Source organism: Deltaproteobacteria bacterium, assembly GCA_026388545.1.
In the GTDB taxonomy this organism is placed as follows: Bacteria; Desulfobacterota; Syntrophia; order Syntrophales; family UBA2185; genus JAPLJS01.
In genome coordinates this window covers 1-12,134 of record JAPLJS010000017.1, presented here as the reverse complement: position 1 = coordinate 12,134, position 12,134 = coordinate 1, and the positions used below count along the sequence as shown (strand labels likewise).

Below are 12,134 nucleotides of genomic sequence, written 5' to 3'. Positions count from 1 at the left end.
GCCATGCCCCCAACAATCCGGGAGATATCATGACTTGTTTGACCTCTTGTCAAAGAGCAAAATGTGGTGCCAAGAACTTTTTCAGGATATCTATCTGTCCGTAATCGCAAAACTATTTTTTGGCAACTGTAGAAGATCAGTCTAATATTTGACACACTTCTTGACATTAACAATCAGCAAGAGTAAGTTAAGAACATAGAGATGCTGCAATGCCCGGATTTGGTTATGTCACTGGGATATGAATGAAAATTTAATCATTTCACTGGGAGGTAAACAAAAAAGCATCGTTAGTTCTTAGTGGTACTGATGAACTGCTTAAAGGGCAGTTATTTAATAAGCTGACTCAGCTTAGTTAAAAGCATTGCAGCGCTCTTTCTTATTAGACTTAAACGGTTATTATTCCCTTAGCCTCTCGCAAGAAGTAAAAATTTACGAGGGGCTTTTGTTTGTTATCATTTTGTTATGACGCTTGGACAGGCAGAATTTGAAACGAACGATCTCAGGACGCATCTTTTGTTGCGCACAATACCTACAACTCCTCGGTTGCTGTGATGAGATTATACCGATGAGTACGACTTGTAATCTCGGATAGTTATAGAGTTTAGCAGATTGTGGATAACAGGAAGCACGCATCAACCGGATGAACCAAATGCCGTCACATGTCGCTATCATTTTCACAAATTTTTCTTTTTTAAACCCCTTAAAGATCATTTGATTAAGCGCCGGTGCATTTTGTGAATCGCTAACGGGAAAAAGATAAGGCACGTGATTACAAAATAACAAAGCCCCGTCAACAGTGATAGATCAATGATACCGAGACTTAAAGACCTTGTGAGATTTACCATGTGAGTCAATGGTAAAAGAACGGCAAGATGCTGAGCCCACCCGGGCAGATTCTCAATGGGGAAAAAAGTTCCGCTGAAGAGAAACATTGGGGTAATGAAGAGAAAAACCGGCAGGTTAAACAATTCTATGTTAGGCACAATCCCAGTGAAATACATCCCGATTGAACCAAAGGCAATTCCCGCGATAAAAGCCAGCGGGATAATCAAAAGGCCTTCAGGGTAACGGATGAGGCCAAATAAGCTAATGACCCCAAGCATAATTGCCGTGGCGATAACCGCTTTGGTGGCTCCCCAGATGATTTCCCCTGTGATAATTTCTTCAAGGGAAAGCGGTGTCGCCATCATGGCATCGAATGTTTTTTGATAATACATGCGCACAAATGAGGCATAGGTATTCTCGAAGAAGGCGTTATTCATAATGTTGATGGCAATCAGGGCCGGTGCGATGAAAGCGATATATGATATTTGAGATCCCTGGTAATGAATTGTTCCAATCAGGGCGCTCAAGCCGACGCCGAAGGCAAGTAAATAGAAAAGGGGTTCGAGCAGGGGAGGAACAAAGCTGATCTTCCAGTTTTGCCGGTAAACAGTAAAGTTTCTCTGCCAGACCCGCAAAAACCGCCGGGATATATGGGGTAATGGTATTCTTTTCATTCTCTCAGTTCCCTGCCTGTTAATTTTAAAAAGACGTCTTCCAGGGTCGCCATGCGCATGATACAACCTCCCTTACAATAATCTTTCCTGATCTCATGGTACAGCGAATTTCCATCTTCAACATATATAATGAGACGATGGCCCAGGTCTTCGTGTTTCAGATTCCTTGATTGTACGAATGCCCTTAATGTATGGCCCGGTTCAACCACTTCGATGATATCGTGGCCTATATATTGCCTGATCAGATCGAGAGTTTTTCCCTCTACCAGAACGCGTCCATGATCCATGATGATAAGACGATCACAAAGCCGGGAAGCTTCTTCCATGTTGTGGGTCGTAAGAAGAATGGAAAGCCCTTTTGCTTGAAGTTCCTCCAAACGTTCCCATACCTGGTGACGGGATTGGGGGTCCAGTCCCGTAGTGGGTTCATCCAGAATTAAAAGTTCCGGTTGGTTGAGCAGTGCGCGGGCCAGAACCAGACGGCGCATCATGCCTCCGGAAAGTTCCATAGCCCTGGTATCTTTGCGATGATCAAGGGCAATAAACTTAAGAAGATTCTGTGTCTGTATGCGCGCCGTCCTGGTGGGAATGTTAAAATATCGGGCAAAAACTTCTAAATTTTGTTGTACTGTGAGGTCAGGATCTAGATTGTTTTCCTGCTGACACACACCAATTCTGGATTTTATGGCTCTCGCGTTTTGTGTGACATCGAGACCGAAGACCTCAAGGATACCGCTTGCCATAGGTGAAAAGCCATAGATCATTCTAATGGTTGAAGTTTTTCCGGCGCCGTTCGGTCCCAGGATACCGAAACATTCTCCCGGAAATACCGTGAAAGAAACATTGTCGACAGCTACAAGATCACCAAAGACTTTCCTCAGATTTCTCGCCTCAATGATTGGGTTTTCCGTTAAATTTTCAGTATCGCTTTTATTTGTGCTTTTCATCGGGTACTCTTTTCACTGTTTCTTGTTACAATATCACAGTTGTCAATTTTTTAAAGCTACTTGTGTAATTACGCAGTCAATGTCATTGACTTAAGCTCTTTGACTCCCCTCTTTTCTAAAGAGGGGTCGGGGGAGATTTTACGGATCATCGTAAAAAAATCCCCCTGAATCCCCCTTTATAAAGGGGGACTTAAAGAGACAACATTCTTAAGTCAATGACATTGATTACGGAGTAAAAAATATTACTTTGTATCTGCCGGTTAAATGAATTGTAACAATTTATTGAATATGCTACGTATCCCGTCGTATTTCAATTGAGGATTTGTCTTAAAACATAATTTAAGCAGGGTTTTATAATCAATCATATATCCGTCATTATATACGGGAGGAAAATGCAAATGCCTGACATAATAGAGAAAACGGTATCGAAGTATCACAAAGGGCTGGTTTTCGTTTTCACCGGCAATGGAAAAGGTAAGACAACCGCCGCAATGGGGCAGGCCCTTCGGGCAGTAGGCCACGATTTGAAGGTATTGGTACTTCAGTTTATGAAGGGAAAGAAATACGGTGAGGTAATAGCTGCTGAGAAATACCTTCCCGGCGTAACGATTTATCAGTGCGGCCTCGACAGTTTCGTTATGAGGGAAAACCCCGCGCCTGTCGATGTTGAACTTGCCGGGCAGGGGTTGAACATCGCCAGAAAGGCCCTTTCTTCCGGTGAGTATAACATGGTTATCCTTGATGAGATCAATGTTGCCCTCGACTTTAAATTGATTTCCCTTGATGACGTTGTGGAAACTATAAAAAGTAGAGCTCAAAATGTAGATGTAATTTTGACGGGCAGGTATGCGCCTCCGGAAATTATCGAACTGGCGGACACGGCAAGCGAGATAAACGAGATAAAACATCATTACTCGGCAGGTGTAAAGGAAAGAGCGGGTATCGAGTTTTAGTTCAGAAGGAAGCAGGAAAAATTAAATAAACGGGAAATGAGAAGTGCCCATGATCAAGAATCATAAAAAAGTTCTCCATACAATCATTTCACTGCTGAAAGAGCAGGGGGCTTCATCTGTTATTTTAATAAATAGTGCAGATATCATTATTGACGAAAGAGTCCGCCTGAAATGTCAGGTTCCCGTATGCGACAGTTATAATAAAAACCTCATGTGCCCGCCTCATGTGCCGTCAGTTGCGGAATTTCGCGAAACTCTTAAAAAATATAAGAAGGCGATTCTTCTCCAGGTTTCTTCTGAACTGAGTGAAAAATCTGCAAGAGCTCCTACTGAAGAAGTTTTTCTTCCTGCCAGGAAGCTTCACGAACTGGTTAATTTAGGTGAAAAGGAGGCATTTACTGTGGGATTCCGCTTTGCCGCCGGGTTTATCGGAGGTTGCTGCCGATTGTGTGACGAATGTGTGGCGATTCATGGCGGTATACAATGTCGGGTTCCTTTCAAGGCCCGGCCCTCCATGGAAGCGATGGGAATCGATGTGATTGCGACAACTGAAAAGGCAGGTTTACCGGTCTCCTTTCCCATCAGCGACAGGGTTACATGGACAGGACTAATTTTACTATGAGACTGCCCCCTCATTGATTATCACTTAGTTTACAAGGCTATAGAAGAAATTTCATGGTTGCAGGAGGGGGTGCACTATGAAATGAATGACGGAGGCCGATTATGGCCGCGTTAAAAAATCTCGCAATGTGATGAGGATCGCCTTTATGAAAATAAAATTTATGGGAGCTGCAAGGACAGTAACAGGCTCCTGCTACATTCTTGAAACGAATGGCCATCGGTTCGCTGTTGACTGCGGGATGCACCAGGGGAATGCGGAAATTGAGAAAAGAAACTGGGATGTTGATATTTATGAACCCGGCAGAATTGATTTTTTCCTTATTACCCATGCCCATATAGACCATTCCGGGCTGCTGCCCCGGATGGTTCAGAAGGGATTCAACGGGCAGATTTACACCACCGTGCCGACCAGGGATTTACTGGAGATACTGCTTCTCGACAGCGCCCATATTCAGGAGATGGAAGCGCAGTGGAAGACCAAAAAACATCTCCGTTCCGGAGAAAAAAACATTAAACCTCTGTACACGCAAAAAGATGCCGAAGCCACATTCCCGATGTTCAAGGTTATTTCGTATGATGAAACTTTTGAACCTGCACCAGGTGTAAAAGTTAAGTTCAAAGATGCGGGCCACATCCTCGGCGCATCCCTGATCGAACTCTTGATTGAAGAAAATGGGGTTACTGTAAAACTGGTCTTTTCCGGAGATATCGGACGCCCTGCCCAACTGATGATGGAAGATCCGAGTATCGTCGATGCCGCCGATTTCCTTTTTTTAGAATCAACATATGGCAACCGGGATCATAAAAATGAAGATGACAGCCTGAATGAGCTGGCAGAGGCCATAGCATACAGTTACGGCAATAAAGAGAAGGTGATTATTCCTGCCTTTGCCGTGGAAAGAACACAGGAGATGATGTATTGTCTCTATCTTCTGTCCAAGGATGGAAGGCTGCCTCCGGATATGCCGGTTTATCTGGACAGTCCGCTGGCCATCAAAGCTACGGAAATTTTTCGCCACCACACGAAATACCTCGATGAGGAGACCAGAGAGCTGATAAAGAGGGGGGAGGACCCTCTCTATCTGCCGCAATTACATTTTACCCCGACTACTGAAGAGTCCATTGCCATCAACAACGTGCCAGGACCGGCTATTGTCATTTCAGCCAGCGGTATGGCCGATGCAGGAAGGATAAAACATCACTTGAGGCACAATATATGGCGGGAAGGCGCCAGTGTTGTGTTTGTCGGTTTTCAGGCTCAGGGGACGACGGGTCGTAAAATCGTTGATGGCGCGAAGAAAATTCGCCTTTTCAATGAAGAAATTGCGGTGAAAGCCAGGGTGTTTACAATAAATGGATTTTCCGCCCATGCCGGTCAAAGCCAGATTCTGGAGTGGTTGAGTCATTTTCAGACACGTGAGATGCAGGTCTTCCTCATACATGGGGAATATTCAGCACAGCAGGTGCTTGCGGGTCTGATTAAGGAACGATTCGGCTTCAAGGTGCTGATACCTGGATATCTTGAAGAGACCACCCTGGAGCCGGGACGGGTGCTCAAGCGAGAAGAGTATCCCGAAAGGGCTGCCCCCCGTATTGATTGGAGCTATATTCTTGAAGATATTAACGCCAGATATGCCCGGCTTAAGGAACGGAGAGCTTACCTGGAATCAAAACCGTGGGTCGAACAAACGGAAATCAGAGACCGGCTTCTCGAACTGGATCGCGTTTTGATGGAAATAAATTCTGAAATCTGACGGCTCTGTAAAGACCTTGATGTTTTTCTAATCGACGAGTTTGTATTGGAATCTGGCAACAATGTTCAATTGTGAAAGCATGAAATCCCGCGGAAAGGGATCATAAGGAGCAGCCGATCTGACAACATCAAGAGCCCCCAGGTCGAGGTAGTTGGATCCTGATGATTCTACTATTCCGCTGGCCAAAAGGTCTCCCCTTTCACTTATTGAAAATTTAACCACGGCGATTCCTTCTTCCTCCTGTTCGAAGGCTGCTTGGGGATATACCCATATACTTTCGATTTTTCTCTTTATTTTTTTAAGGTAAGGTGTGTAGCGAGGATCAATGCTTCCAAGATCGACGGTGTCTTCCAGTTTGATTTTGTGATTATTCACATTTTCGTCACCCTGATGGAAGGGCTTATTTTCCATTTTTTCCTCTAGGTTTTTTTCTGTGTATGCCGTCGGTTCTTTCAGGCTAACGGTTAAAACGTCCTCCTTAAGGGGTTTCCCTTGCCATTCGGCAAGGCTTGTCAGATAGAGCATCAATACATGACTGGTGAGAGAAATCAGTATGGATATGATCACTATTTTTTTTGACGTCATGCGGGAACTCACTTTCGTTGCCGGATAATACGTCAATGAGGATATAAAAATCAACATTTTGTGATAGAATGTAACCTGAGTCTCATAGACTCCCATCATCGTTGGTGATTTATGGATTATAATGACGAAAACTTTATCGATATCGCCCTCGAAGAAGCTTCCCTGGCTTTCGCGAAAGGTGAAGTTCCTATCGGTGCGGTGATCACTCTTGGTGGCAAGATCCTGGGAAAATCGCATAACTGTTCTATTTTAATGAATGATCCTTCTGCCCATGCCGAGATTCTTGCGATTCGCGAGGCAGCGGGGAAGATGGGTAATTATCGCCTTGTTGGTACTACTCTGTATGTAACACTTGAACCGTGTGTTATGTGTGCAGGGGCAATCATACAGGCACGGATACAAAGAGTCGTATATGGTGCCGACGACCCCAAAGGTGGAGGGGTTGTTTCATTATACAGACTCCTTCAGGATAAGAGATTGAATCATTCTGTGGAATTGAGAGGCGGTGTGAAGAAAGATGCGTGTGCCGAAATTTTGAGTAGATTTTTTCGTGAAAAGAGGATAGCATAAAAAATTAATCCATAGTCATAATAAATTCTGCGGAGAGATACCGAAGTGGTCATAACGGGATCGACTCGAAATCGATTTGGGGGCCAAAAGCTCTCACGGGGGTTCGAATCCCCCTCTCTCCGCCAATGACAGGGGACAGGGATTAGGGAACAGGGAATAGGGGTGGGTCATAAAGAATTTTTTCTGATCCCTATCCCCTGACCCCTAAATCGGAGAGATGCCCGAGAGGCTGAAGGGGCACGACTGGAAATCGTGTGTATACTCAAAAAGGTGTACCGGGGGTTCGAATCCCCCTCTCTCCGCCAAGAACAGGAATCAGTGGACAGGGATCAGGGATCAGCGGATTTTTTTCTGACCCCTACACCCTGATCCCTAAAATACTGATAGCCGGGTCCCGTGCAACGAAGGATTGTGAACCCCGCCAGATCCGGAAGGAAGCAACGGCAGCAATTACCGACGTGTGCTGCGGGTAAGCCTGGCTATCTTTTAAATTCAATGGGACTCCGCCTTTTTCAGGGTAAGACCGGAGAAAAAGGCCGTAGTCGAATTGACCCTGCGCATGTCGAAGGGTCGTCGGTGTAATCATAAGTTCTCGCTTGAGAGGAGCAGGAGTGGAATATCTCGTTCTGGCCAGAAAATGTAGACCTCAAACCTTTGAAGAGGTGGTAGGACAAGAGCATGTCGTAAAGACCTTGAGGAATGCCATACGCCAGAGTCGTGTCGCCCATGCATTTATCTTCAGCGGGCCCCGCGGGGTGGGGAAAACAACAGTAGCCCGGATATTGGCCAAAGCCCTGAATTGTGAAAAGGGACCGGCACAAACACCGTGTAATGTATGCACCAATTGCCGGGAGATCGCAGAAGGCATATCCATGGATGTCCGTGAAATCGACGGCGCATCAAACAGGGGTATCGATGAGATAAGAGAACTAAGGGATAATATTAAATATTCTCCCGTTTCATCTCGCTACAAGCTCTATATCATTGATGAAGTACACATGCTGACGAGGGAAGCCTTCAATGCCCTTTTGAAGACCCTGGAGGAACCGCCCTCGCATGTAATTTTTGTTTTTGCCACGACAGAAATCCAAAAAATACCGGCGACCATACTTTCCCGTTGTCAGTGCTTTGATTTCAGAAGAATATCTCTTAAGCAAATTAAGAATAGCTTGAGGCAGATTGCCGAGACGGAAGGTGTTCATATCAATGAGAATGGCCTTACCTGGATTGCTGAAGCGGGAGATGGGAGTCTGAGAGATGCCCAGAGCATCTTTGACCAGGTAATATCCTATGCAGGCTTTGAGATCAAGGATCATGATATAGAAGCTCTCTTAGGACTGACGGACAGACGTTTTCTCTTCAGGCTATCTGAGACAGTGTTTGAAAGAAACGCTGGCCTTTGCTTAAAAATCGTCGAAGAAGGTTATTACGCCGGCCTTGACATGAAATACTTCTATCAGATGCTCATCGGTCATTTCAGGAACTTACTCCTTACAAAAATTGTTGGAAAGGATCATGAAATGATCGATCTAGGGGATGATGAAGTGGCCAGTCTTACTATGCAGTCGAAAGACGTTTCGCGCGAGACGCTCCAACGTCTACTAGATATTTTAATGGCAGAGGAAGAAAATGTGAGAAAAAGCCAGGCTCCACGAATAAACCTCGAGACTACCCTCGTCAGAATGGCCTATCTCGAACCGATGATACCCATTGACACCATTCTTTCCAGGATGGAGGGGCTTGAGAAAAGACTGACATCCGGGGGAACTCTCCCGTTTAAAACCTCTCCCTACGAAGTAAAGGAGGAGACAAAATCCATTCCTTCTCAGCAACTCTTCGGCGTCACACAGGCGGGAATGGTCGACGAGGTCCATTGCGGATATGATACCGGTGAAGGTAAAAGCCTTGGAGATATTTGGAAAGATTATAAGGAATATGTGAAAAAGCAGAGTTATCCGCTCTGGTCTAAAATAGAGGCCGGAAAACTTCTTGAATATGAAAACGACTGCCTGAAGATCGGCTTCTACAAAGACTATATTTTTTTAGATGACATAAAGGAGAAGTCTCAAAAGGATCGCCTTACCGAGATATCAACGGCATACTTTGGTAAGGATGTTACGATAAGAATCGAATCTCTTGAAAAAGAGCCGGAAGAAAGACATAATCAAATACAAAATAGCGCCGCGAACAATAATAACAAGATCAATGATATCAAGCGAGATGCCCTCAAACATCCCCTTTTGCAAAAGGTATTGGATGTCTTTGATGGCGCTGTGGTTCATGAGGTTATTACTAAAGTGAATCATGAATAACAACTTTTCGAAAGGTATAGGAGGTAAGTTCATTGACACATAATATTGGAAACATCATGAAACAGGCGAAAAAGATCCAGGAAAAAATGGCCAGTATGCAGGCGGAGCTGGAATCAAAGACCATTGAAGCGACAGCCGGGGGAGGTATGGTAACCGTCGTGGTGAATGGAAAGTTTGAGATACTGTCTCTGAAAATTGATAAAGAGGTCGTCAATCCGGAAGATCTCGATATGCTGCAGGATCTCATCATAGCGGCAGTGAATGAAGGCGTTCGTAAGGCGCAGGAAATGGCTTCAGCAGAGATGTCGAAGATTACCGGTGGTTTTAATATCCCCGGTCTGATGTAGAGAAGGTTCACCAATGACAGGTTACGCCCTTCCAATAAAACGTCTGATTGCGGAACTCGGAAGATTGCCCGGCATCGGGGAAAAGACAGCCACGAGGTTGGCAACATTTATCCTTCGTGCGTCTGAGGAAAATGCGCGAAGACTTGCCGAATGTATAGTAGAAGTCAAACTAAAGATTCGCCTTTGCTCTTTGTGTTTTAATCTGGCTGAGGGACATCTCTGTGAAATATGTATGGATCCCTCACGAGACAAGAGCCTGATATGTGTTGTCGAGGAACCTGATGCTCTCGTTGCAATAGAGGAAAGCGACAGCTTCAGGGGAACCTATCATGTGCTCCACGGAGCCCTGTCGCCCCTTGACGGGATAGGACCGGATCACCTGAAAATACAGGAACTTTTAAAAAGAATCGAGGCAAACAGGGTAGAAGAAATCATTGTGGCCACAAACCCAAGTGTTCAGGGTGAAGCAACGGCCCTCCTCATTAACAAATTTGTCAAGAATCTGGGTGTAAAGGTAACCCGGATCGCCCTCGGAGTGCCTGTCGGTAGTGATCTAAAATACATGGACAAAATGACTCTATCGAAATCCATGGAATACCGCCGCGGAATTTAAAAATTATCAATATAAAAAAAATTTTAAAAAAATACTTGACACAAAAAAGATTTTGTAATAGGTAGCCGCACGTTGTTTTGTTAATCGTCTTTAACTGTTCTACACAATCCATTCTGGGAGTTTTCCAATGATAGAAGTGAGATGGCATGGAAGAGGTGGTCAGGGAGCGGTAACGTCAGTTGAGTTACTCGCATTGACCGCCATCGGAGAGGGTAAGTATGCTCAAGGTTTTCCGAGTTTCGGACCTGAGAGAAGAGGGGCACCGGTTGCAGCATTTAATCGGATCGATGATCACCACATAAATATCAGATCTCAGATTTACAATCCGGATGTAGTTGTTGTCCTTGATGAGAGTCTCATCGGCATGGTTAATGTTGCCGACGGGCTGAAACCAGAAGGCGTACTCATTGTTAACACATCAAAAACAGCAAAGGAAATTGCGGAAATCACAAAATTCAAGGGTAAGATCGCTACAGTCGATGGGTCATCCATTGCGTGGAAGGAGCTTGGCGTTCCGATTACGAATACGACCATGCTTGGGGCGCTGATCAAGTGTACGAATGCTGTTGCACTTGATTCAGTGAAAGGTCCGGTGGATCACAGGTTCGGCAGAATCGCCAACAAGAACCTGGCGGCCATGAAACGGGCATACGACGAAGTCAAAATAAACTAAGATGTGAACGAGTGTTGAGGTATCATATGACAGAGAAAAAGTGGCCAGAAACCTGGCAAGATACAAATCCGGGGCTCATGATATTCAAACCTGCAAGCTCACGGTCATATTTGACCGGAGGCTGGAGGGCACAGAAGCCTATCTGGGATAATACGAAATGCATCAAGTGCGGCGTCTGCTATCTGTTCTGTCCCGAAGCGTGCATCACGGAAGACGCGGAAGGGTTCTTTATGGCAGATCTTAATTACTGCAAGGGCTGTGGCATTTGCTACCACGAATGCTGGCCGCGCGCCATAAAGATGGTAGAGGACTGAGGAGGGATACGTTATGTCAAAACGAATTGGAATGGAAATTGCTATGGCCGCGGCAGAAGCGGTCGCGTTATGCAGACCCGACGTGATTGCGGCTTATCCCATCACGCCTAACACACATATACCTGAACATCTGGCAGAAATTGTTGCCGACGGGCATCTTGACTGCGAATATATCGCTGTGGAATCAGAGCATTCGGCGCTGAGCGCCTGTACGGGAGCGTCGGCAGCGGGCGCCCGCGTCTTTACGGCGACAAGTTCACAGGGACTGCTGTATATGTATGAAATCGTTCCGGTCGTGCCGTCCATGAGGCTTCCTGTTATCATGTGCCTTGGCAACAGGGCGATATCGGGTCCTATCAACATCTGGAACGATCACAGCGATTACATGTGCGTGAGGGATCTGGGTTGGATTTCAATGTTCGCGTCAAACGGCCAGGAAACCATCGATATGTGCATCCAGGCCTTCAAGATCGGTGAGCATGCGGATGTTATGTTGCCGGTGCTTGTAAATCTGGACGGTTTCCAGCTTACCCATGTGGTGGAGGCGATGATGATGCCGGATCAGGAGGAAGTAGACAAGTTCCTCCCGCCGCGGAAACCCTTCGCAGCCCTGCATCCGGACAATATTGTTTCCATGGGAACTCTGGGGCTCCCGGATATCTATAACGAGGCGAAAAAGGCCAATGATGAGGCGCTCATCAATTCGAAGAAGGTTATCCTTGAAATATGGAAAGAGTGGGAGAAGATGTTCGGCCGGAAGTATGAACCCATCATGTCTTATAAGGCGAATGATGCCGATGTACTTATGCTTACCATGGGGTCCATGGGTGAAACAGCGCAGGTTGCCATTGATGAGTTGCGCAAAGAAGGGTTCAAGGCCGGACTGATAGACCTGAAGCTTTACAGACCATTTCCTGCGGATGAATTGAAAAAAGCAGTGAAAGGG

Annotated in this window: 13 protein-coding genes, 2 tRNA genes and 1 other RNA gene; 13 read left to right on the top strand and 3 right to left on the bottom strand. The window is 45.6% G+C overall.

What is annotated here, in order from left to right:
- Positions 1–707 precede the first annotated feature (707 nt).
- Together NTW12_01210 and NTW12_01205 are read right to left on the bottom strand one after the other, a co-directional pair.
- Entirely contained in the window at positions 708–1,499 is a 792-nt protein-coding gene (locus NTW12_01210) for an ABC transporter permease (protein ID MCX5844968.1), read from the bottom strand.
- Positions 1,496–2,446, bottom strand: coding sequence for an ATP-binding cassette domain-containing protein (locus tag NTW12_01205; GenBank protein MCX5844967.1), 951 nt, complete (start codon positions 2,444–2,446; stop codon positions 1,496–1,498). The genes NTW12_01210 and NTW12_01205 overlap by 4 nt, the downstream gene beginning before the upstream one ends.
- Positions 2,447–2,844: 398 nt before the next feature.
- On the opposite strand from NTW12_01205, the gene NTW12_01200 reads away from it, so the two are divergent.
- From NTW12_01200 to NTW12_01190, 3 genes are all read left to right on the top strand, one after another.
- On the top strand, positions 2,845–3,399 hold the full coding sequence (locus tag NTW12_01200; protein MCX5844966.1) for a cob(I)yrinic acid a,c-diamide adenosyltransferase: 555 nt from the start codon (positions 2,845–2,847) through the stop codon (positions 3,397–3,399).
- Between the two features lie 49 nt (positions 3,400–3,448).
- Positions 3,449–4,021, top strand: a complete 573-nt coding sequence (locus NTW12_01195; protein ID MCX5844965.1) for a DUF2284 domain-containing protein — start codon at positions 3,449–3,451, stop codon at positions 4,019–4,021.
- A 145-nt stretch (positions 4,022–4,166) separates the two neighbouring features.
- Positions 4,167–5,774 carry an MBL fold metallo-hydrolase gene (locus NTW12_01190; GenBank protein MCX5844964.1) on the top strand — a complete coding sequence of 536 codons (1,608 nt, stop codon included), beginning with the start codon at positions 4,167–4,169 and terminating at the stop codon, positions 5,772–5,774.
- A 27-nt stretch (positions 5,775–5,801) separates the two neighbouring features.
- Here NTW12_01190 and NTW12_01185 read toward each other — a convergent pair whose 3' ends face one another.
- The gene (locus tag NTW12_01185; GenBank protein ID MCX5844963.1) at positions 5,802–6,359 is read right to left on the bottom strand and encodes a TonB family protein; all 558 of its coding nucleotides are present in this window, start codon (positions 6,357–6,359) and stop codon (positions 5,802–5,804) included.
- Between the two features lie 111 nt (positions 6,360–6,470).
- Here NTW12_01185 and tadA point away from each other — a divergent pair, with 111 nt between their 5' ends.
- The 10 genes from tadA to porA all read left to right on the top strand — a co-directional run.
- Complete coding sequence (gene tadA / locus NTW12_01180) at positions 6,471–6,929, top strand: tRNA adenosine(34) deaminase TadA (protein MCX5844962.1); 459 nt, start codon at positions 6,471–6,473, stop codon at positions 6,927–6,929.
- Between the two features lie 31 nt (positions 6,930–6,960).
- Positions 6,961–7,054 (top strand) — tRNA-Ser (locus NTW12_01175).
- 86 nt (positions 7,055–7,140) lie between these two features.
- Positions 7,141–7,234: transfer RNA gene (locus NTW12_01170), tRNA-Ser, on the top strand.
- A gap of 80 nt (positions 7,235–7,314) precedes the next feature.
- Positions 7,315–7,413: signal recognition particle sRNA small type (gene ffs / locus NTW12_01165), an RNA gene on the top strand.
- A 127-nt stretch (positions 7,414–7,540) separates the two neighbouring features.
- The gene (gene dnaX / locus NTW12_01160) at positions 7,541–9,241 is read left to right on the top strand and encodes a DNA polymerase III subunit gamma/tau (protein MCX5844961.1); all 1,701 of its coding nucleotides are present in this window, start codon (positions 7,541–7,543) and stop codon (positions 9,239–9,241) included.
- 32 nt (positions 9,242–9,273) lie between these two features.
- Positions 9,274–9,588 (top strand): YbaB/EbfC family nucleoid-associated protein, encoded by a 315-nt coding sequence (locus NTW12_01155; GenBank protein MCX5844960.1) that lies wholly within the window; start codon positions 9,274–9,276, stop codon positions 9,586–9,588.
- 13 nt (positions 9,589–9,601) lie between these two features.
- On the top strand, positions 9,602–10,201 hold the full coding sequence (recR, locus tag NTW12_01150; protein ID MCX5844959.1) for a recombination mediator RecR: 600 nt from the start codon (positions 9,602–9,604) through the stop codon (positions 10,199–10,201).
- Positions 10,202–10,328: 127 nt separating this feature from the next.
- Positions 10,329–10,874 carry a 2-oxoacid:acceptor oxidoreductase family protein gene (locus tag NTW12_01145; protein ID MCX5844958.1) on the top strand — a complete coding sequence of 182 codons (546 nt, stop codon included), beginning with the start codon at positions 10,329–10,331 and terminating at the stop codon, positions 10,872–10,874.
- A gap of 26 nt (positions 10,875–10,900) precedes the next feature.
- On the top strand, positions 10,901–11,188 hold the full coding sequence (locus NTW12_01140) for a 4Fe-4S binding protein (GenBank protein ID MCX5844957.1): 288 nt from the start codon (positions 10,901–10,903) through the stop codon (positions 11,186–11,188).
- 13 nt (positions 11,189–11,201) lie between these two features.
- A partial coding sequence (gene porA / locus NTW12_01135; protein ID MCX5844956.1) for a pyruvate ferredoxin oxidoreductase occupies positions 11,202–12,134 on the top strand: 933 nt, incomplete at its 3' end.

Coding starts and splice junctions, on each gene's coding strand:
- recR (MCX5844959.1), top strand. CDS start 9,602: ATGACAGGTTACGCCCTTCCAATAAAACGTCTGATTGCGGAACTCGGA.
- NTW12_01185 (MCX5844963.1), bottom strand. CDS start 6,359: ATGACGTCAAAAAAAATAGTGATCATATCCATACTGATTTCTCTCACC.
- NTW12_01140 (MCX5844957.1), top strand. CDS start 10,901: ATGACAGAGAAAAAGTGGCCAGAAACCTGGCAAGATACAAATCCGGGG.
- NTW12_01190 (MCX5844964.1), top strand. CDS start 4,167: ATGAAAATAAAATTTATGGGAGCTGCAAGGACAGTAACAGGCTCCTGC.
- NTW12_01195 (MCX5844965.1), top strand. CDS start 3,449: ATGATCAAGAATCATAAAAAAGTTCTCCATACAATCATTTCACTGCTG.
- NTW12_01200 (MCX5844966.1), top strand. CDS start 2,845: ATGCCTGACATAATAGAGAAAACGGTATCGAAGTATCACAAAGGGCTG.
- tadA (MCX5844962.1), top strand. CDS start 6,471: ATGGATTATAATGACGAAAACTTTATCGATATCGCCCTCGAAGAAGCT.
- NTW12_01210 (MCX5844968.1), bottom strand. CDS start 1,499: ATGAAAAGAATACCATTACCCCATATATCCCGGCGGTTTTTGCGGGTC.
- NTW12_01145 (MCX5844958.1), top strand. CDS start 10,329: ATGATAGAAGTGAGATGGCATGGAAGAGGTGGTCAGGGAGCGGTAACG.
- NTW12_01205 (MCX5844967.1), bottom strand. CDS start 2,446: ATGAAAAGCACAAATAAAAGCGATACTGAAAATTTAACGGAAAACCCA.